The following is a 20,090-nucleotide window of genomic DNA, read 5'->3' on the forward strand; positions in this document are numbered from 1 at the left end:
CCCCGTGGCATTCGATGACAGCGAACGGTCGGCCCTGTTGGCTCTGAAAGGTGTCGGGCCCACCGTGGTGCGACGGCTCGAAGACATGGGCCACGACAGCTTCGACGCATTGCGATCCGTCCACGCCGACGACATCCTCGACGCGGGGGCTGCCGTCACCGGGTCGACTTGCTGGCGCAACAGCCCGCAAGCCCGCGCGGCGATCGCTGCGGTCCTCGAGCGGGCACACCGGGATCGACCGGAGTTCGGGGCTCCGTAACCGGCCTCCGTCGTCGGGATCGACGATTACGCCGATGCGGACTCCGCCGCCAGGGCGGCCCCGAGCGCGTCGAGTAGAAGATTTGTGCCTTCCTCGCGGGACCCGGCGTCGTCGTAGCCGTCGAGGAACGCGCCCTGCTCGGTCATCACCAGCCGAGTGCCGGCCCCGGACGGGAACAACTCGATCGTCGCCAGCGACACGGAGGTCCGGACGTCGTCCATGTGCATGTCGTACGTGTAGACGATTCGCTCGTTCGGCACGATGTCCTGGTAGATGGACGAGAACGAATGCGCCGGGCCGTCCTTCGGCCCGCCCGCGGTGGTCTCGCGACCGCCGACACGGAAGTCCATCGTGTTCTCGCCCGACACCCATTCGTCGGGGGCGGTGAACCAGCGGGCCTTGGTGTCGGGGTCGGCGAACGCGTGGAAGACCTGTTCCGGGCCTGCGTCGTAGGTGCGTTCGATGACGAATGTGGAATGGGTGACCGATCGGGTGCTCATGGCTGCTCCTTACGAATCAGCGTGCTTCGTCGGTCTCGGTGAGGTACTCGCCGAGTCGGTCGAGTCGACGCTCCCAGGTGGTGCGCCGCTGGGCGATCCACTGTCCGGCGCGGTCGAGAGCGCCCGGGATCAGCTGGTACGTGCGGGTTCGGCCGATCTTCTCGGACCGGACGAGTCCGGACGCCTCCAGCACCCGGAGGTGCTGCACCACGGCGGGCAGTGACATGTCGAACGGCGCCGCGAGCTCGCTGACCGAGGCCGAGCCGCGGCTGAGTCGCTCGACCATTCCGCGCCGACTCGGATCCGACAGTGCGTGGAACACCCCGTCGAGCGGCGCGGAATACTTAAGCACCCACTTAAGTATTCTCGCTCGCCGCCCCAAGTCAAGGGATCGACGTCAATTCGCGGGCCGTCAGAAACGCAGGGTCATCGGACCCGGGTTCCACAGCCCCGACCGCCGTTCCGTCACCGTCGTCAGTTCGGCCGGCACCGCGGACTCGTTGCGCGGCGTGAACTGTTCGATCTGTCCCCAGTCCCGACGCCAGTCGTGATCGAGATACGAAGGGATCGTCTCGGCGGTCAACAGTTGGTCGGTCCAGCCCAGCGGGCCACCACCGAAATGGTCCTCCCACCGGTTCGTCGAGACCGCACCCGGGCGATCGGGAAGGATCCGGTACCCGGGCACCTCCGCGACACCGTTCAGATGCGAGAACGGCTGCTGGCACGGGAACTGGAGCCCCACGGCCCAGTCCGCGAGCACCGGGGTGTCGGACCCGACGACGTCCTGGAGGGTTCGCGTCTGCGGAACTCGCGGAGGAGTGACCGCGAGCCATTGATCGGGATCGCGGTCCTCGTCGGAGGCGACGAGACGAACCGCGTCGGCCTCGGCGGGCAACTGGTCCAGGGGAACCCGCACGTTCCGCCACGACGGCTCGGGCCCGATGTCGAAGGGCAGCGCCCGGCCCAGGACGTCCACCGAACCGTCGGGTCGGCGGACGCCGTACTCGAGCTCGAGGTCCTGGCCGTACGTGACGATGCCGTCGCGGTCCATCGAGCGGATCCGCCCGGCGACCGCAATCGAGACGATGTCGGCGCGGGTGCCGTCGTCGCCGACGGCCGGCAGACCGTACCAGCCGCTGACCAGTGACGCCGGGGTCTGCTCGCTGGTGCGGTAGCTGCCGAGCACGGGCGTGGTGGCGGGGTCGAGCCCGTACGGCAGCGCGACGGAGCTGCCGTTGACGCCCACCGATCCCTCGCCGCCGCCCGTTCCGGCTGCGGTGTCCGTCGTCGTGGTCGTCGTGTCGGGGTTGACCATGTTTGCGGTGCCCGATGCCGCGGTCTCCGCGTCGGCGCTGAGATCAGACGCGACGCCGTTGGGCCCGAACCCGGTGGATTCGGTGCCGGCGAGCGCGGTCGCCGCGTCGCCCGAGAGCGGTTGCAGCATGGACGCATTCGGATCGGTTTCGAGCAGCACGTCGTTCGCGAGCCCGCAGTTCTGGCCACGCAGCGCGTCGAAGTTCGATCTGCCGACCGAGTACGCGGGGTACTGGCTCACCGTGCTCTTCGCGAGCGAGAGCACTTCGAACAGCACCATCGCGGCGGCGGCGATCGTCAGCGGGGGCAGCGCCCACAACCATCGGGTGCGGGAACCAGGTTCGGGTACACGGGAATCGCGGACGTGACACCACGCGGCAACCGCGACCATCACGATCGCCCCACCGAACAGCACGGTCGCAGCTCCGGTGCCGGCGAGCGACGGCGGCTTGTCCCACCACATCACACCCCACGCCGACACGTACCAGTAGTTGTTCGTCCCGATGAACGTGAACGCCAGGAGGAACAGGATCCCGGCTGCGAACAGAGCGCGGTTACGGGGCGAGCGCAGCACCGCCGTGCTGACGGCGACTGCGGTGAGCACAGCGAGGGTACCCGCCAGGCCGGCGAAGACGCCGAGGTGGTGCGTCCACTTGGTGGGCGTGAACATCATCAGCGCGACAGCGCCGAACGTGACCCCGATGATCCGGCGGGACGGACCGGCCGAGGTGCCGGGGATGCGTCCTCCCTTGCACAACATCGCGAGGACGGAGACCGCGAGCCCCAGGAACATCACGAAGATGCCGAACCTCCGCGAGAGCGAGCCGTCGGCGGTGTCGTTGAGCAACCACTGGTACCTCAGGTTCTCGCTGAACCACTTCTCGCTCGGGCCGCCGGCGTCGTGGGCGTCCTGCATCGCCGGGACGACCGCGAGCGTCTGGTCGGCGAAGATCGCGACGAGTATGGCGGTGCCGGCGGCCACGAGCGGCAACAACAGCGCCGCATAACCGACGGTCTTCGCGCGTGCGATCACGATCCGCAGGAGCGGCCGCAGTCCGGCGAGCAGTGCAGCGAAACAGATGATTCCGGAGGGCCCGACCGAGAGCGTCGCGGCGGCGACGAGGATCGCGACCGCCGCCGGCAGCAGGCGCCGGGTCGCGATCGCCCGCTCCACCGAGCACCAGGTGAGCAGCACACCGGCCGCGACGATCGGTTCCGGACGCAGGCCGTTGTTGTACGGCAACCACACCGCGAGGAAGCCCAACGCGCCCGTCCACAGCGCGAGGCGACTCGTGCGCGCCGCGGCACCGAGCCGCGGCACCACCTCGCGACTGAGCACCATCCACGTCACGATGCCCGCGAGCAGCGCCGGCAGGCGCACCCACGGACTCGCGTTCCAGATGTCGTCGAGCAGTCCGAAGATGTAGTAGTACGGGGTGCCGAACGGGGTCTCCGGGACACCGAAGTAGCGGAAGTAGTTGGACATGTAGCCGGACGACTGCGCCGAGCGCGCCATCGTGTACTGGTAGCCGTCGTCGGCAGTGGTCGCGCCGATGAAGTGCCACAGCACCAGCGTTCCGATGACGACCACGTCCACGACCCCGAAACGCCACCACCGGGCGGGCAGGAAACGGCGCGCCCGGCGGCCGTCCGTCAGATCGAGTCGATGCAGCGCGAGCAGGGCCAGCAACGTCGCCAGCACCGTGACGATCATCGCGACGATCTTGATCAGCGTGGGCGTCGTGGAGAACCGGGTGTCGAGTTCCGCGGTCACCTGCAACCCGGCCGGTGCCGAACCGTCGAGATCGCTGAACACGCCGACCATCTGGGGGCGGACGTCGCCCTCGACGGTCTTCGTCGTCAACTCCCCGCCGGGGCCCGTGATCGACGCCGTCGTCCGATTCGAATCGGACGAGATGACGATCGCGCAGTCGACGCCGCGCAGTTCCGACAGCGGAGTCGAGATCAGCGACCTGTCGCGGAGGATCACCTCCAGGCGGGCGGGTGTGGACTCCGACGCCGCCACGGTCTTGGCGATGAGGCCGTACTGCTCCGTTCCCGGCGCACCGGCGGGAATCGTCGAGACCAGAAGGCCTCCGTCGTCGAGGCCCGCGGCCGTCGCGCACGGGATGCGGGCGTCGAAGGTGAAGGGCGCATACGACACGAGGGGCGCCTCGACGCTGGTCGTGACGCCGTTCTGCGGCCACGACAGCGTCGCCTGCTCCTGATGCACCGGCAGTAAAGGTATGACCAGCGCCGACACGATGCCGACGATTGCCGCGACGATCGCGATCAGTCGCGCGCGTCGAAGCCCCCACCTCGACGCCGCCCGATCGTCTGCTCGTGCCTGCCCGCTCGCGGATGCATGCTCCGCCCCCACCATGCTGTCGACCACGAGAAGCGATGGTAACCGCAATCACACGAACCGCGGCCATACGCACCGCGTCACTGCGAAATCCGGCAATTCGCCGGGTAGAACTGACGGATGAAGGTCTACACCGGAACCGATCCCGCCATCGATCTGTCGAAGGTGGCCGAGTTCGCCCGACGCGTGGAGGCCGCCGGCTACGACGGCCTCCACGTCTCGGAGACCGTGCACGACCCGTTCCTGCTCGCGTTGCTCGCGCTGCAGGCCACCGAACGGATCACGGTGCGGACCTCGGTGGCGCTCGCGTTCGTGCGCAGCCCGCTCGTGACCGCCTACACCGCATGGGACCTGTCGAAGCTGTCCGGCGGACGGTTCCATCTCGGTCTCGGCAGCCAGATCCGGCAGAACATCGAAGAGCGGTACGCGATGCCGTGGAGCGCGCCCGCGGCGGCGATGCGTGAATACGTCGGCGTCGTGCGGGCCGCGTTCGCGACGTTCCGCACCGGAGAACTCGTTGCGTACGAGGGGGACAGGTACCGCTTCACGCGGATGCAGCCGTACTTCAACCCGGGCCCCGATTCGGCAACCCCGATGCCCCCGATCTACCTGGGCGGGGTGGGACCGCTCATGTGCCGCGTCGCAGGAGAGTGCGCGGACGGCCTCGTCACCCACCCCACCAACTCCGATCCGCGCTACCTCGTCGACGAATGCGTGCCGGCGCTGACCGACGGTGCGTCGACGGTAGGTCGCTGCCTCGACGGCTTCGATGTCGTTGCCGGACTGCAGGTGATCACCGGCGCGACCGACGCGGACGTCGCCGAGGAACGCGAACGTCGCCGCCGCCTGTTCGCGTTCCTGTACTCGACGCCGGCCTACCGCGGTGCGCTCGAGCGTCACGGCTTCCCCGACCTCCAGGGTCGGTTGTCCGACCTGGTCCGTCGCGAGGACTGGGATCGGTTGCGCGACATCGTCACCGACGACGTCCTCGGCACGATCGTGCCTACCGCGCGCTACGACACGCTCGCCGACGCGATCAGCCGGCGTCTGGACGGCGTCGCGCAGGGTGTCACGCTGGCGCTGCCCGAGAACCCCGACCAGGATCGGCGGATGGCCGACGTGGTGGCCGAGTTGCAGGCCATGTAGGGCCCGGAAGCTGGAGAGTTGTGGAGGGGAGTGGGATGAGTCGTGTCGCTCGGATCGTGCCCGTGCTCGCCGCACTGCTGTGCGGTGTGCTCGCCGGTCGGGTGCTGTGGTCGCCGATGCCCGACGACTACGTCAGGGGCGGGAGCAGGCTGCCCGACGCCCTCTCCGCGAACGGGGCGGGTGTCGCGTGTGCCGCCGTCGTGGCCGTGCTGGTGACGGTTGCACTGACCCGGCGGCGCTCGGTGACGCTGGTGACGGCCGCTGCCGTGGCCGGGCTGCTGCTGCTCGCCTTGCCGGAGGTGCTGTCGTATCCCGACGATCCGGCGGTGCTCCTGTACTCGAATTCCGTTGCCGCAGGCATGATTCTGGGTGCGATCTCACCTCTCGCCGCCCGCGATCGGAACGTCCAGGCCGCGCTCGCCGGGGGTGCCATCGGTGCCTTCCTGCTGTCGGGGTCCGTCGTCGACCTGCGTCGGTTCGGTAGTGCGGACTCGGGTTGGATCGGCTATGCCCCGCTGACGTCGCGCGAGTCCGTGGAGCAGTCGGGCGTGGTGGGCCTGTGGCCCGCCGTCGTAGCCGCGGTTCTGGTCGTCCTGACGGCCCTCGTCGATCGGAGAGTTTCGTGGACTGCGCGGGTCGACACCCGGTGGCTCGCGGTCGCCGCCGCACTGCCCGTCGCGGCCTTCGCGGCCAACTGGATCCTGATCGAGTCGGGGGCGCGTCCCGAGTGGTGGTATCCGTACGTCGGTGTGACGGTGGCGCTGGTTGCCTGGATCGCGTGGCAGTTGCCCGGGCGTGACGGGCAGGTGGTGTTCGCCGGTGCCGCGGTACTCGCCGCGGCAACAGGGGGAATGCCGTGGTCGAGCACCGACTGGTGGGCCCTCGCGATCCCGGCCGCGCTGATCGTCGCCGGAGTCGCGACGGGGCTCCGGTGGCCGGTTCCGGTGGCCGGGTTCGCGCTCCTGGCGGCGGTGGCTGCGGCGTCCCTGGTGGCACCCGAGTGGGATCTCCGCTCGATCGCCTCCATGTTCGTGCTGCCCGCCGCAGCAGGGTACGTGGTCGGTACCTGCCTGCCCACAGCCGCGCCTGCGTCCACGGTCGGACTCTCGCTACCGTTCACCGTCGGGATCCCGGGCATCGCGGCAGCGGCCTGGACGATCACCGAACGGTACGCCGACTACGCGTCGTCGTCGGTCTTCGAACCGCAGGTGTCGGTCACGGCGCCCGCCGCCGCGGTTGCCCTCGCAGCGATCGTGTTGTGCGGTGTGGGCGCGTGGGGACTCGATCTGCGATCGGGAGCCCGGGGGGCCTACTGACGTCACGGACCATGCCCGGAAACGGCCGAAGGCCCCACTCTCGAAAGAGTGGGGCCTTCTCGGTGCCCCCGGCAGGATTCGAACCTGCGGCCTTTCGCTCCGGAGGCGAACGCTCTATCCCCTGAGCTACGGGGGCGCACCGGAAATCCAGTGTGCCAGTGGGCGGAGTTAGCGTAGCGCATTGTCGGCGATCATCCACATCGYCTGGTAGATCGGTGTTTCTCGGCCGGTCGGCGCGGAAACGAGACCGGGCGGCACACCTGTTCGAGGATGCGCCGCCCGGTCCACAGGCGTACCGACTAGTTCATCGGTAGCGGGGCGGCGTTCCGCTCCGCGAGCATGCCCGTGATGAGCGTCGACTCGCCCTGCTGCGTCGCGACCATCGTCTTCGCGAGGTTACGAACCACCGGAACGTCCGCGTACTGCTCGGCGTACTGCATCATCGGGAGCCCACCCTGATGGTGCCGCAGCATGAGCTGAAGGAACATCACGTCGAGCGCCGGCCCCGACGACTGTCCCAGCGCCGACATCTCCTCGGGGCTCGCCATACCCGGCATCGAACTGGAGTCCTGTGCCGGCTCCGCCGTCGATGCCGCTGCGTGGTCCGAATGACCGTGGCCCTCGCCCTCGGTCATCCAGGTCATGTACCCGCCGCTGGGCAGTGGCGCCTGATCCCACAGGGCCAGCCAGCCTTGCATCTGGCCGACCTGGTTCTGCTGGGTCGTCAGGATGTCGTACGCGAGGTTCTTCACCGCCTGATCGCCCGACTTCGTCAGCGCGATCGTGGCCATGTCGATGGCCTGGTTGTGATGGACCGTCATGTCCTGCGCGAACCCGACGTCGACGGAATCAGATTTCGGGACTGTGGTGGTGTCGTCGTTCAGCGGCAGCTTCACGAAGAACCCGAGCGCGAATCCGATGGCCAGGACACCGATCAGCCCGATCACGGTGAGCGCCGTTCGTTGACTGCGGCTGGACGGAGCGGGACCGGCCTCGGCCTGGTTCTGGTTGTCGGTCATCGTGTCGGTCAGCCGTTTCCGCCGGTCGCGGGCGCCGGCTGCTGGAGTTCGGTCGGAATCTGCATGCCGTTGGGCAGACCGGCGCCGCCGCCGGTCTCACTCGCGTCCGGCGTGATGCCGCCGCCGTCCATCGGGACCGCGTCCGGTCCCGGCGCGGCCGCGTCGAACGGAGGCGGGTTGGCGGGATCGAACGAGCCGGGGATCGTCGAGCAGCTCGCGCCGACCTCGGGGTAGGCGTACCGGTTGAGGCGCAGGGCGGCGATGAACTGGTCGATGCGCTCGTCGTCGGCGGTGGCGACCTCGAGCTGGTGTCCCCACGACTGCAGCGAGATCGGGGAGTCCATGCCCGGGTACGGAGACATCAGCATGTAGCCGTCACGGGAGCTCGCACGCTCCTCGAGCTGCTTGCGCTGCGCGTCGTCGATCTTGTCGGGGTTGTACGCGATCCAGATCGCGCCGTGTTCGAGCGAGTGGACGGCGTTCTCGGTGCGGATCGGATCGGCGTACACGGTGCCCATGCACGTGGCCCACACGGAATCGTGCGGTCCGCCGAACGGCGGGGTCTGGTCGTACGCGACCCGCTGGGTCGCGTCGACGTGCACGCCGGCCGGGTAGTCGACCGTGACGACGCCGTCGATCGCTGTCGACGGATCCTGATTGGACTCGGACGGGGTGAACTTCGCCACCGCCTGCTGATCCTGGTACTTCGGGAAGATGTTGATCGCGAGGACGCCGATCAGGGCGACGACGGCGATGACCGCGCCGATGGTCAGCCACGGAATCTGGCGCGCCGTGCCCCCGCCGCGCTTGGCGGCAGGCACCCCGCCCTTGTTCTTCGCTGCCTTGATTGCCTTGGCTGACTTGGCCCGGGTGTTGTTATTTCCGGGACCGCGACTTTCCGAACCGCTGGGCATCGATGAGTGCTCTTTCGGTGATTGGACATAGGGCATCTCCGAGGAGTATTTAGCCTCCCCGATCCCCCTCAGGCTTCACCACTGTACGTTCCGACCCTGAGTGAAACCTCTGAGACGGCGATACTGGGTAATCGGTGTGCTCGTCCAGGCAATAAGATGGACTCCTGTGACTCCAGCCGACCTTGCCGAACTGCTCCGAGGGACCGCCGCGAAGGTGCTCGCCGAGCACGGACTCGACGTATCCGTACTGCCCGCGACGTTGACGGTCGAGCGTCCGCGAAATCCCGAGCACGGCGATTACGCCACCAACGTGGCGATGCAGGTCGCCAAGAAGGCCGGCGTCAATCCCCGCGATCTGGCCACCTGGCTGGCGGAGGCGCTGACGGCGTCCGAGGGCATCGACTCGGCCGACGTCGCGGGACCCGGCTTCCTCAACATTCGCCTCGCAGCCGACGCACAGGGCGCGATCGTCGCGAAGGCGCTCGAGGCGGGCGCGGCGTACGGCGCGGGTGACGCGCTCGCCGGGAAGCGGATCAACCTCGAATTCGTCTCCGCGAACCCCACCGGCCCCATCCACCTCGGTGGAACCCGCTGGGCCGCGGTCGGCGACGCGCTGGGCCGTATCCTGTCCACGCAGGGCGCCGACGTGACGCGCGAGTACTACTTCAACGACCACGGCGCCCAGATCGACCGCTTCACGCGTTCGCTGATCGCCGCGGCGAAGGGCGAACCGGCGCCGGAGGACGGGTACGCCGGCGAATACATCGTCGACATCGCCGCCGATGTGCAGAAGCAGGCCCCGGGCGTCCTCGAGCTGCCCGAGGCCGAGTGCCACGAGACCTTCCGGTGCATCGGCGTCGAGCTGATGTTCACCCACATCAAGCACACGCTCCACGAGTTCGGCGTCGACTTCGACGTCTACTTCCACGAGAACTCGCTGTTCGAGTCGGGCGCGGTGGAGACGGCGGTCGAGACCCTCAAGAGCTCCGGCAACCTGTACCACGAGGACGGTGCGTGGTGGCTCAAGAGCACCGACTTCGGTGACGACAAGGACCGCGTCGTCATCAAGTCGGACGGCAACGCGGCCTACATCGCCGGTGACATCGCGTACTTCCAGAACAAGCGGGCCCGCGGCTTCGACCTGTGCATCTACATGCTCGGCGCCGACCACCACGGCTACATCGGCCGCCTCAAGGCCGCCGCGGCCGCGTTCGGTGACGACCCGGACACCGTCGAGGTCATGATCGGGCAGATGGTCAACCTCGTTCGCGGCGGCGTCGCCGTGAAGATGAGCAAGCGTGCCGGCACCGTCATCACCCTCGACGACCTCGTCGAGGCGATCGGCGTCGACGCCGCCCGGTACGTCCTGGTGCGCTCGTCGGTGGACCAGAGCATCGACATCGACCTCGAGCTGTGGACCAGCACCAGCAACGAGAACCCGGTGTACTACGTCCAGTACGCGCACGCGCGCCTGTGCTCGATCGCCCGCAACGCCGCCGACCTGGGGTTGAGCGCGGAGAACCCGAACCTGGGTCTGCTCACGCACGACCGCGAGGGCGACCTCATCCGCACGATCGGCGAGTACCCGCGCGTCGTCGCGAAGGCCGCCGACCTGCGCGAGCCGCACCGCGTCGCGCGGTACCTCGAGGAGCTCGCGGGCACCTACCACCGCTTCTACGACGCGTGCCGCATCCTGCCGCAGGGCGAGGAGGAGGCCGGCGACCTGCACACCGCGCGTCTGGCCCTGTGCGACGCGTCGCGTCAGGTGCTGGCCAACGGTCTCGGACTGCTCGGCGTCTCCACCCCGGAGCGCATGTGAACGCGCATCCCGCCGGTCCCCGGCACGCCGAGATCCAGCACGCCCCCGGGCTGCCGCCGCGTCCGACCACGGCGTCGGCGATGACGGCGCTGCCCGCGCAGGTGTGGCCGCGTGGCGCCGAGCGTGGCGCCGACGGTGTCGTCCGCATCGCCGGTGTCCCGGTCACCGACCTGGCCGCGAAGTACGGCACCCCGCTGTTCGTCGTGGACGAGGACGACTTCCGGTCCCGGTGCCGCGAAATGGCTCGCGCGTTCGGCGGCGCCGAGCGCGTGCACTACGCGTCCAAGGCGTTCCTGTCCGCCGAGATCGCCCGCTGGGTGCGTGACGAGGGACTGTCGATGGACGTCGCATCGGGCGGCGAACTCGCCGTCGCGCTGCACGCCGGGTTCCCCGCCGGGCGCATCACGATGCACGGCAACAACAAGTCCGTCGCCGAACTCGACACCGCGGTCACCGCCGGCGTCGGGCACATCGTGCTCGACTCGATGGTCGAGATCGACCGCCTGGACGAGGTCGCGGCTCGGCACGGTGTCGTGCAGGACGTGCTGATCCGGATCACGGTCGGTGTCGAGGCGCACACCCACGAGTTCATCGCGACCGCCCACGAGGACCAGAAGTTCGGGTTCTCGCTGTCCGGCGGCAAGGCCATGGAGGCGGCTGCCGCCGTGTTCGCTTCGGCGAACCTGCGACTGGTCGGTCTGCACAGCCACATCGGCTCGCAGATCTTCGAGGTCGACGGCTTCGAGCTGGCCGCGCACCGCGTGATCGGGCTGATGCGCGAGATCGTCGACCGTTTCGGGCCGGAGAAGACCGCGCAGCTGTCGATCGTCGACCTCGGCGGCGGTCTCGGTATCTCGTACCTGTCCAGCGACAATCCGCCGCCCGTGGACCAGCTCGCGGCCAAGCTCGCGCGCATCGTCGCCACCGAGTCCGAGGCCGCGGGACTGCCCGCCCCGACCCTCATGGTCGAACCGGGCCGCGCCATCGCCGGTCCGGGCACCATCACGCTGTACGAGGTCGGCACCATCAAGGACGTCACCCTCGACGCCGGTGCGACGCGGCGGTACATCAGCGTCGACGGCGGCATGAGTGACAACATCCGCACGTCGCTGTACCAGGCGGAATACGATGCGCGTCTGGTCTCGCGGGACAGCGACGGCGAGCCCGTCGTCGCGCGTGTCGTCGGCAAGCATTGCGAAAGTGGTGACATCGTCATCCGCGACGCGTGGATGCCGGACGACCTGGGTCCCGGAGATTTGCTCGCGGTCGCTGCGACGGGCGCATACTGCTATTCGATGTCCAGCCGGTACAACCTGCTCACCCGCCCAGCCGTGGTGGCAGTGCGAGACGGCGCCTCACGCCTAATCTTGCGTAGGGAAACTGTGGAAGATCTGCTCAGCTTGGAGGTTTCGGAGTGACCAGCGAATCGGCGCAGCGCGCCATCGGGGTGGCTGTTCTCGGCCTCGGGACCGTGGGCAGCGAGGTGGCTCGGATCATCCGGGACCACTCGACGGACCTCGAGGCCCGAGTCGGTGCGCGTCTGGAACTGCGCGGTGTCGCGGTGCGCCGCATCGACGGTGATCGCGGCGTGCCGCAGGAGTTGCTGACCACCGACGCGGAGTCCCTCGTGACCCGCGACGACGTCGACGTGGTCGTCGAGGTGATCGGCGGTATCGAGTTGCCGCGCAAGCTGGTGCTCGCAGCGCTCAACGCGGGCAAGTCCGTGGTGACGGCCAACAAGGCCCTGCTCGCCGAGTACACCGGCGAACTCGCCGAGGCGGCCGAGCGGCAGAGCGTGGACCTGTACTTCGAGGCCGCCGTCGCCGGCGCGATCCCGGTGATCCGCCCGCTGACCCAGTCCCTCGCCGGTGACCGGGTGGACCGCGTCCTCGGCATCGTCAACGGCACCACCAACTTCATCCTGTCCGCGATGGACGAGACCGGCGCCGACTACGCCGACACGCTCGCCGAGGCCGGTCGTCTGGGTTACGCCGAGGCCGACCCGACCGCCGACGTCGAGGGCTTCGACGCGGCGTCGAAGGCCGCGATCCTCGCATCGATCGCGTTCCACACCCGCGTCACCGCCGGTGACGTGTACCGCGAGGGCATCTCGAAGATCACCTCCGCCGACCTCGATGCCGCGAAGTCGCTGGACTGCACGATCAAGCTGCTGTCGATCTGCGAGCGCATCGTCGGCGAGGACGGCAGCGAGCGCGTCTCCGCCCGCGTGTACCCGGCGCTCGTCCCGCGCGAGCACCCCCTCGCCGGTGTCAACGGCGCCTACAACGCCGTGGTCGTCGAGTCCGCCGCCGCGGGCCGCCTGATGTTCTACGGCCAGGGCGCCGGTGGCGCTCCCACCGCGTCGGCCGTCATGGGCGACCTCGTCATGGCCGCGCGCAACCGCGTGCACGGCGGACGCGGACCCCGCGAGTCCAAGTACGCGGACCTGCCGATCGCGCCGATGGGCGACATTCCCACCCGGTACTACGTGAACATGCAGGTCGCCGACCGCGCCGGCGTCCTCTCGGCGGTCTCCGCCGAGTTCGCCAAGCGTGGCGTCAGCATCTCCACGGTCCGGCAGGAGGGCGCCGGCGACGGCGCGCGCCTGGTGGTCGTCACTCACCTCGCGAACGACGCGGCACTGTCGGAAACGGTTGCCGCCCTTGCCGAACTCGAATCTGTAACCGCTGTGACCAGCGTGCTCCGACTGGAAGGTACCTCCGAATGACCGGCGCCAACCCCAAGGCCGATACCAAGACCACCCCCGTCCACACGCCGTGGCCGGGACTGATCGAGGCCTACCGTGACCGGCTCGCGATCGGACCGAACTGGAAGACCGTCACCCTGCGCGAGGGCGGCACGCCGCTGCTGCCCGCCGGGCACCTGTCGGAGCTCACCGGCTGCGACGTGTACCTCAAGGTCGAGGGCCTCAACCCCACCGGTTCCTTCAAGGACCGCGGCATGACGATGGCCGTCACCGACGCCCTCGCCCGCGGCCAGCAGGCCGTGCTGTGCGCGTCCACCGGTAACACCTCCGCCTCCGCCGCCGCGTACGCCGCCAAGGCCGGGATGGGCTGCGCCGTGCTGGTTCCGCAGGGCAAGATCGCGATGGGCAAGCTCGCGCAGGCCGTCATGCACGGCGCGCGAATCATCCAGGTGCAGGGCAACTTCGACGACTGCCTCGAGCTGGCTCGCAAGACCACCGCCGAGTTCCCGACCATCGGCCTGGTCAACTCGGTCAACCCGGTGCGTATCGAGGGCCAGAAGACCGCCGCATTCGAGATCTGCGACGCCCTCGGCAAGGCCCCCGACGTGCACGCGCTGCCCGTCGGCAACGCCGGCAACATCACCGCCTACTGGCGCGGCTACTCGGAGTACTTCGCCGACGGGATCACCTCGGTGCGTCCGCGCATGCTCGGTGTCCAGGCCGCCGGTGCCGCTCCGCTGGTGCACGGCGCCCCGGTCAAGGATCCCGAGACCATCGCGACCGCGATCCGCATCGGCGCACCCGCGTCGTGGGACGGTGCCGTCGCCGCCAAGGAGGAGTCGAACGGAGCGTTCCGTGCCGCGACCGACGAGGAGATCCTCGAGGCGTACCGCCTGATCGCGGCCACCGAGGGTGTCTTCGTGGAGCCGGCGTCGGCCGCCAGCGTCGCGGGCCTGCTCGCCGCGCGCAAGGAGGGCTGGCTCGATTCCGGCCTGACCGTGGTCTGCACCGTCACCGGCAACGGCCTCAAGGATCCCGACACCGCGCTCGCGGGCATGCCTGCGGTGCAGCCGATCCCGGTCGACCCCGTGGCTGTCGCCTCCGCCCTCGAGCTGGCGTAGTGACCGCGGCCAGGGACACGGCAGCCACGCCGGTGAACCAGGACGAGACGACCCGGACCACGACTCGGAACCAGACGATGACACAGACCCTCCCCATCGGACTCACGGTGACCGCGCGCGTCCCCGCGTCCAGTGCGAATCTCGGTCCGGGATTCGACACCCTGGGGCTGGCGCTGGGTCTGTACGACGAGATCACGGTCACCACCACCGAGTCGGGCCTGACCGTCCGGGTCGAGGGTGAGGGCGCCGACGACGTGCCGTGGGGTCCGTCGCACCTCGTCGTCCGCGCCATCGAGCGGGGTCTCGAAGCGGCGGGAGTGTGGGCCGACGGCCTGGATGTGGTGTGCCGGAACGCCATTCCGCACTCGCGCGGGCTCGGTTCCTCGGCCTCGGCCGCTGTCGGTGGCCTGGCCGCGGCCAACGGACTCGCCCGCAAGGCGGCTCCCGAACTCGAGCTCACCGACGCGCAGCTGGTGCAGCTGTCGTCGGAGTTCGAGGGACATCCCGACAATGCCGCCGCCAGCGTGCTGGGCGGGGCAGTGGTGTCGTGGAGCGAGACCTCGGACGACGACGATGCGCAGCGCCTCTACCGCGCGGTGCGGTTGCCGGTGCACCCCGACGTCCGAGTGGTGGCACTGGTGCCGTCCGAGCGTTCGTCAACTGCGCTCACCCGCGGACTGCTGCCGGAGACGGTTCCGCACCGCGACGCCGCGTTCAACGTCAGCCGCGGTGCGCTCGCGGTCGTCGCGCTCACCCAGCGACCGGATCTGTTGATGACCGCGACGGAGGACAAGCTGCACCAGACGCAGCGCGCTCCGGCGCTGCCGTTGACGACGCGGTGGATCGCGAAGCTGCGTGAGGCGGGCATCGCGGCCACCGTCTCGGGCGCYGGCCCGACCGTGCTGGCGCTTTCCGACCGGCCGTTCCCGGAGGCGCTGCGGGTCGAGGCCGAGCGCGAGGCCCTGCGAGTGCTCGAACTCGAGATCGCAGACGGCGTTCAGATCGACTGAGTCCGGATGGACCGATGGGACGCGCTCAGGACTGGTTCTTGCCGAGTAGGGCATTCGCCGCTATCCTGAGCGTGTCCGTACATCGTGCGCTTCAGACGCCGGTGCTTCACCAGGGCAATCACTCCATTTCTTCGGGGTAATCCTGGCACGATTCCTACGCGATTTCTTCTGCGTGGATCGATCGACAGCACCCGCCTTCTCGGGTGATGTGATGGGGGACAAGGCCGACATTCCATCCAGCGGATACGGCACATCCGAGTTCAGTTGTCGACTGAACTGCGGGACGAACCCTCGGCTTTGCGCAGCGCGAGCGAGGGAAGGAAAGGACCTCCGTGACCGATACGGACCTGATTGCCACGCCTGTTCAAGATTCCCCGGCAGAGGCCGAGGGTGCCCGGGCGGGTAATTCTCCAAAGACTTCTGACGCTGCACCGCGCGAGGGCGCGGTCGTCGCGTCCACCAAGCGTGCCGAGGCCCGGCGTGGAGCCGGGCTGTCCGGGATGGTGCTCGCCGAGCTTCGTTCGCTCGCGGGCGAACTCGGCATCAAGGGCACCTCGGGAATGCGCAAGGGTGACCTGATCGCCGCAATCAAGGAGCGTCAGGGTGGCTCGAGTGCCGCCAAGGCGGCTCCTGCCGAAGCCGCTCCCGCCGCGGAAGCGCCGGCGCCTCGCAAGGAGAGCGCCGAGTCGTCGGCACCGGCGACTGCCGATGTGCAGGAGAGCGCCGACGCCGAGCAGGGCAGCCGTCGTGGTCGTCAGCGTCGCGGCGCCTCGCGTCGTACGGGTGCTCCCGAGGGTGCCGAGGCGGAGAACGCGCAGGCCGACACCGCCCAGGCCGAGCCCAAGGCCGCCGACTCCAAGCAGGAGCAGGGCCGGGAGCAGACCAAGGACCAGGGCAAGGACCAGCAGTCCGACGACCGAGGCGAGCGCGGCGGACGTCGTGAGCGCGGTGAGCGTGGCGACCGTGCTCAGGGCGGTGACCGCGGTGAGCGTGGCGAACGCGGTGAGCGCGGCGAGCGTGCTCAGGGCGGCGACCGCTCCCAGAGCGGCAACGGACCTCGTGGCGAAGGTCGCGGTGAACGCCGTGACGGTGACGACGAAGAGGGCGGTCGCGGACGTCGTGGACGTCGCTTCCGTGAGCGTCGCCGTGGTCGTGACCGTGGCGAGGGCGGCGAGGTCCGCGAGGGCCGCGAGCCCGAGATCCGCGAGGACGACGTCCTGCAGCCGGTCGCCGGCATCCTCGACGTCCTCGACAACTACGCGTTCGTGCGCACCTCCGGCTACCTCGCGGGCCCGAACGACGTGTACGTCTCGATGAACCTGGTTCGCAAGAACGGCCTGCGTCGCGGTGACGCGATCACCGGCGCGGTCCGCGTTCCCCGTGAGGGCGAGCAGCAGAGCAACCAGCGGCAGAAGTTCAACCCGCTGGTGCGCCTGGACACCGTCAACGGTGGCGACGTCGAGGCGGCGCGCAAGCGTCCGGAGTTCAACAAGCTCACGCCGCTCTACCCGAACCAGCGACTGCGCCTCGAGACCACGCCGAACATCCTCACCACGCGTGTCATCGACCTGATCATGCCGATCGGTAAGGGTCAGCGTGCCCTGATCGTGTCGCCGCCGAAGGCCGGTAAGACCACCGTCCTGCAGGACATCGCGAACGCGATCACGGTCAACAACCCCGAGTGCTACCTCATGGTCGTCCTCGTCGACGAGCGTCCCGAGGAAGTCACCGACATGCAGCGCTCGGTGAACGGCGAGGTCATCGCCTCGACGTTCGACCGTCCGCCGGCCGATCACACCTCGGTTGCCGAGCTGGCGATCGAGCGCGCGAAGCGCCTCGTCGAGGCCGGTCGCGACGTCGTGGTGCTGCTCGACTCGATCACCCGTCTGGGCCGCGCGTACAACAACTCGTCGCCCGCGTCGGGACGCATCCTGTCCGGTGGTGTCGACTCGACCGCGCTGTACCCGCCGAAGCGATTCCTCGGTGCCGCTCGCAACATCGAGAACGGTGGCTCGCTGACCATCATCGCGTCCGCGCTGGTCGAGACCGGCTCGACCGGTGACACCGTGATCTTCGAGGAGTTCAAGGGCACCGGCAACGCCGAGATCAAGCTCGACCGCAAGATCGCCGAGCGACGCGTCTTCCCGGCGGTGGACGTCAACCTGTCCAGCACCCGCAAGGACGAGCTGCTGATGAGCCCCGACGAGTTTGCCGTCGTGCACAAGCTGCGGCGTGTGCTCTCCGGCCTCGATTCGCACCAGGCCATCGACCTGCTCGTCGACCGCCTCAAGAAGAGCAAGAGCAACATCGAGTTCCTGATGCAGGTCTCGAAGACTGCTCCGGGCGCGCTGGGGGACTGACCTCCACAGGCCCGAACATGATCGACGACCTCGTCCCCGTGTGCCTCGCGCAGCGGGGACGAGGTCGTATCGGGCGGGAATCAATCTGCGTGGGGGCGCGTTTATGAGGATGCGTCCGCCTCTGGCAGAATGGGCGATCGCGTGACAATCATGTCCGGTTCCGGTTCACGGCCTCGAACGGCGAGGTCGACCCGGCGGCCATCGAAAGGGACACCATGAAGGCTGGAATCCACCCCGAATACGTCGCCACCACCGTCGTGTGCGGTTGCGGTAACACGTTCGAGACCCACAGCACCGCGACCAGCGGACGTATCAACGTCGAGGTCTGCTCGCAGTGCCACCCGTTCTACACCGGCAAGCAGAAGATCCTCGACACCGGCGGCCGCGTGGCTCGCTTCGAGGCTCGCTACGGCAAGCGTGCCGACAAGAAGGCCGCTGCCGACCAGTAGCTGTCCCGCCGACGCCCGTCCTGCGATTCTGCAGGCCGGGCGTCGGTCTTTTTCTCCGGCACGACAGTTGTGCCGTCCCCTGAACCGCGTTTGGCGCGCTTGCCGCGGTCCGGAGGCTTCGAAAACACCGACAAGTGCGCGAAACGCGAAACAGGAGCCCACCATGGCAGGGACGACGCAGCCGTCGGCGATCGACGACATCCTGGCCGAGCACGCAGGTCTCGAGCAGCAGTTGGCCGATCCGGCACTGCACAACGATCCGACCGCGGCACGCAAGGCCGGCAAGCGCTTCGCCGAGCTCGCACCCGTCATGGCCACGTACGCCAAGCTCGTGGCGGCGCAGGAGGATCTCGAGGCCGCGCGTGAACTCGCCGCCGACGACTCCACCTTCGCGGCCGAGGTTCCCGCGCTCGAGGAGACGGTCACCGAGCTCGACAAGGCACTCACCGACCTGCTGGCCCCGCGGGATCCGCACGACGGCGACGACGTGGTGCTCGAGCTCAAGTCCGGCGAGGGCGGCGAGGAATCGGCGCTGTTCGCCTCCGACCTCGCCCGCATGTACGTCCGTCACGCCGAGCGGGCCGGCTGGAAGGTCGAGATCCTCGACGCCACGGTCTCCGACCTCGGCGGATACAAGGATGCGACCATCTCGATCAAGTCGAAGGGCGACGTCCGCGACGGTGTCTGGTCGCGCCTGAAGTTCGAGGGCGGCGTGCACCGCGTGCAGCGGGTGCCGGTGACCGAGTCGCAGGGACGCGTCCACACCTCCGCCGCCGGTGTGCTGATCTACCCCGAGCCCGAGGAGGTCGAGGAGGTGCAGATCGACGAGACCGATCTGCGCATCGACGTCTACCGCTCGTCGGGCAAGGGTGGCCAGGGCGTCAACACCACCGACTCCGCGGTGCGGATCACCCACCTGCCGACGGGCATCGTCGTGACCTGCCAGAACGAGCGTTCGCAGCTACAGAACAAGGCCCGCGCGATGCAGGTGCTCGCGGCACGCCTGCAGGCTGCCGCCGAGGAGGCCGCGGACGCCGAGGCGTCGGCGGGTCGTCAGAGCCAGGTCCGCACGGTCGACCGCTCCGAGCGCATCCGCACCTACAACTTCCCCGAGAACCGCATCACCGATCACCGCATCGGGTTCAAGGCGCACAACCTCGACGCGGTCCTCGACGGCGACATGGAAGCGCTGCTCGACGCCCTCGGCAAGGCCGACCGCGAAGCGCGTCTCGCTGCCGAGTAGTCGCCCGCGTCACGGGACGACGGTGGTGGCGACGCCGCCCTGCGCCAGCACACAGGGCTGACCGGTGCCGTTGGTGTAGACACCGTCGAGCACGGTGACGACGGTGCCCGGTCCGGTGTCCGCGACGAACTCGGCGCGGGTCCCGTTGTTGGTGAGCGTGGCGATGCCGTTGGCGCCGGTGGAGTTGTTGACCCATACGACCCTGCCGCCGCCGGCCGGCGGCGGCTCGTCGACGCTGATCGCGAGCCGTCCACCGGGCAGTGGAGTGGCGTCGGCGACTCCCATCCCGTTGGGGCAGATCGCCGGTGCCGGCTGTACGTCGAACGGGGTGGCGTGCGCGAGAGCGGGTCCGATCGCGACGGTGACTGTGGTGAATGCTGCGGCGGTCAGCAAGCGCGCCGCTGTGGCGGAGAACATGGGATGTTCCTTCGTCCGGCCTCGGTCTGACGGTGTCCAGACCGGTCGTATTCTATCGCCGGTACGGCCGCTGGAGCGTCCGCGCAAGCCGTCCGGCACCTATCCGTGCTGCGTCCGTGACCGACGTGGCA

17 protein-coding genes and 1 tRNA gene are annotated in these 20,090 nt (G+C 68.9%); 11 read left to right on the forward strand and 7 right to left on the reverse strand.

What is annotated here, in order from left to right; translation table 11 throughout:
• Nucleotides 1-4: 4 nt before the first annotated feature.
• Nucleotides 5-259, forward strand: coding sequence for a helix-hairpin-helix domain-containing protein (locus tag AB4Z09_RS17925; RefSeq protein WP_429517921.1), 255 nt, complete (start codon nucleotides 5-7; stop codon nucleotides 257-259).
• Nucleotides 260-285: 26 nt separating this feature from the next.
• Here the strand turns inward: AB4Z09_RS17925 and AB4Z09_RS17930 are convergent, their stop codons facing one another.
• Genes AB4Z09_RS17930 through AB4Z09_RS17940 form a run of 3 tightly spaced genes read right to left on the reverse strand, consistent with a single transcriptional unit; the run spans nucleotide 286 to nucleotide 4,468 of the window.
• On the reverse strand, nucleotides 286-759 hold the full coding sequence (locus AB4Z09_RS17930; RefSeq protein WP_442240325.1) for an SRPBCC family protein: 474 nt from the start codon (nucleotides 757-759) through the stop codon (nucleotides 286-288).
• A 16-nt stretch (nucleotides 760-775) separates the two neighbouring features.
• Nucleotides 776-1,111, reverse strand: a complete 336-nt coding sequence (locus AB4Z09_RS17935) for an ArsR/SmtB family transcription factor (protein ID WP_174909488.1) — start codon at nucleotides 1,109-1,111, stop codon at nucleotides 776-778.
• A 60-nt stretch (nucleotides 1,112-1,171) separates the two neighbouring features.
• On the reverse strand, nucleotides 1,172-4,468 hold the full coding sequence (locus AB4Z09_RS17940) for an arabinosyltransferase domain-containing protein (protein ID WP_442240326.1): 3,297 nt from the start codon (nucleotides 4,466-4,468) through the stop codon (nucleotides 1,172-1,174).
• A gap of 90 nt (nucleotides 4,469-4,558) precedes the next feature.
• On the opposite strand from AB4Z09_RS17940, the gene AB4Z09_RS17945 reads away from it, so the two are divergent.
• Together AB4Z09_RS17945 and AB4Z09_RS17950 are read left to right on the forward strand one after the other, a co-directional pair.
• Nucleotides 4,559-5,584, forward strand: a complete 1,026-nt coding sequence (locus AB4Z09_RS17945) for a TIGR03617 family F420-dependent LLM class oxidoreductase (RefSeq protein ID WP_174909490.1) — start codon at nucleotides 4,559-4,561, stop codon at nucleotides 5,582-5,584.
• Nucleotides 5,585-5,619: 35 nt separating this feature from the next.
• The gene (locus tag AB4Z09_RS17950; RefSeq protein WP_442240327.1) at nucleotides 5,620-6,900 is read left to right on the forward strand and encodes a hypothetical protein; all 1,281 of its coding nucleotides are present in this window, start codon (nucleotides 5,620-5,622) and stop codon (nucleotides 6,898-6,900) included.
• Between the two features lie 63 nt (nucleotides 6,901-6,963).
• On the opposite strand, the gene AB4Z09_RS17955 is transcribed toward AB4Z09_RS17950, so the two are convergent.
• From AB4Z09_RS17955 to AB4Z09_RS17965, 3 genes are all read right to left on the reverse strand, one after another.
• Nucleotides 6,964-7,036: transfer RNA gene (locus AB4Z09_RS17955), tRNA-Arg, on the reverse strand.
• 163 nt (nucleotides 7,037-7,199) lie between these two features.
• Nucleotides 7,200-7,919 (reverse strand): DUF305 domain-containing protein, encoded by a 720-nt coding sequence (locus tag AB4Z09_RS17960; protein WP_114722191.1) that lies wholly within the window; start codon nucleotides 7,917-7,919, stop codon nucleotides 7,200-7,202.
• An 8-nt stretch (nucleotides 7,920-7,927) separates the two neighbouring features.
• Nucleotides 7,928-8,833 carry a DUF3105 domain-containing protein gene (locus AB4Z09_RS17965; protein ID WP_442240328.1) on the reverse strand — a complete coding sequence of 302 codons (906 nt, stop codon included), beginning with the start codon at nucleotides 8,831-8,833 and terminating at the stop codon, nucleotides 7,928-7,930.
• Between the two features lie 166 nt (nucleotides 8,834-8,999).
• Here AB4Z09_RS17965 and argS point away from each other — a divergent pair, with 166 nt between their 5' ends.
• The 8 genes from argS (at nucleotide 9,000) to prfA (ending at nucleotide 19,542) form a co-directional block, all read left to right on the forward strand.
• A complete protein-coding gene (gene argS, locus AB4Z09_RS17970) occupies nucleotides 9,000-10,652 on the forward strand; it encodes an arginine--tRNA ligase (RefSeq protein ID WP_442240329.1) in 1,653 nt (550 codons plus the stop codon).
• A complete protein-coding gene (gene lysA / locus AB4Z09_RS17975) occupies nucleotides 10,649-12,070 on the forward strand; it encodes a diaminopimelate decarboxylase (RefSeq protein WP_442240330.1) in 1,422 nt (473 codons plus the stop codon). The genes argS and lysA overlap by 4 nt, the downstream gene beginning before the upstream one ends.
• Nucleotides 12,067-13,380 (forward strand): homoserine dehydrogenase, encoded by a 1,314-nt coding sequence (locus AB4Z09_RS17980; protein ID WP_442240331.1) that lies wholly within the window; start codon nucleotides 12,067-12,069, stop codon nucleotides 13,378-13,380. The genes lysA and AB4Z09_RS17980 overlap by 4 nt, the downstream gene beginning before the upstream one ends.
• On the forward strand, nucleotides 13,377-14,480 hold the full coding sequence (gene thrC / locus AB4Z09_RS17985) for a threonine synthase (RefSeq protein ID WP_114722186.1): 1,104 nt from the start codon (nucleotides 13,377-13,379) through the stop codon (nucleotides 14,478-14,480). Before AB4Z09_RS17980 ends, thrC begins: the two co-directional genes overlap by 4 nt.
• Before the next feature lie 77 nt (nucleotides 14,481-14,557).
• Complete coding sequence (gene thrB, locus AB4Z09_RS17990) at nucleotides 14,558-15,490, forward strand: homoserine kinase (protein ID WP_114722309.1); 933 nt, start codon at nucleotides 14,558-14,560, stop codon at nucleotides 15,488-15,490.
• 332 nt (nucleotides 15,491-15,822) lie between these two features.
• Nucleotides 15,823-17,850 (forward strand): transcription termination factor Rho, encoded by a 2,028-nt coding sequence (gene rho / locus AB4Z09_RS17995; protein ID WP_442240332.1) that lies wholly within the window; start codon nucleotides 15,823-15,825, stop codon nucleotides 17,848-17,850.
• 215 nt (nucleotides 17,851-18,065) lie between these two features.
• Nucleotides 18,066-18,299 (forward strand): 50S ribosomal protein L31, encoded by a 234-nt coding sequence (gene rpmE, locus AB4Z09_RS18000; RefSeq protein WP_031938367.1) that lies wholly within the window; start codon nucleotides 18,066-18,068, stop codon nucleotides 18,297-18,299.
• A gap of 163 nt (nucleotides 18,300-18,462) precedes the next feature.
• Nucleotides 18,463-19,542, forward strand: a complete 1,080-nt coding sequence (gene prfA, locus AB4Z09_RS18005) for a peptide chain release factor 1 (protein WP_174909500.1) — start codon at nucleotides 18,463-18,465, stop codon at nucleotides 19,540-19,542.
• A gap of 9 nt (nucleotides 19,543-19,551) precedes the next feature.
• Here prfA and AB4Z09_RS18010 read toward each other — a convergent pair whose 3' ends face one another.
• A complete protein-coding gene (locus AB4Z09_RS18010; protein ID WP_174909501.1) occupies nucleotides 19,552-19,959 on the reverse strand; it encodes an amidohydrolase in 408 nt (135 codons plus the stop codon).
• Between the last annotated feature and the right edge of the window lie 131 nt (nucleotides 19,960-20,090).

The sequence above is a fragment of the Rhodococcus sp. TAF43 genome, from assembly GCF_052113525.1.
GTDB lineage: Bacteria > Actinomycetota > Actinomycetes > Mycobacteriales > Mycobacteriaceae > Prescottella.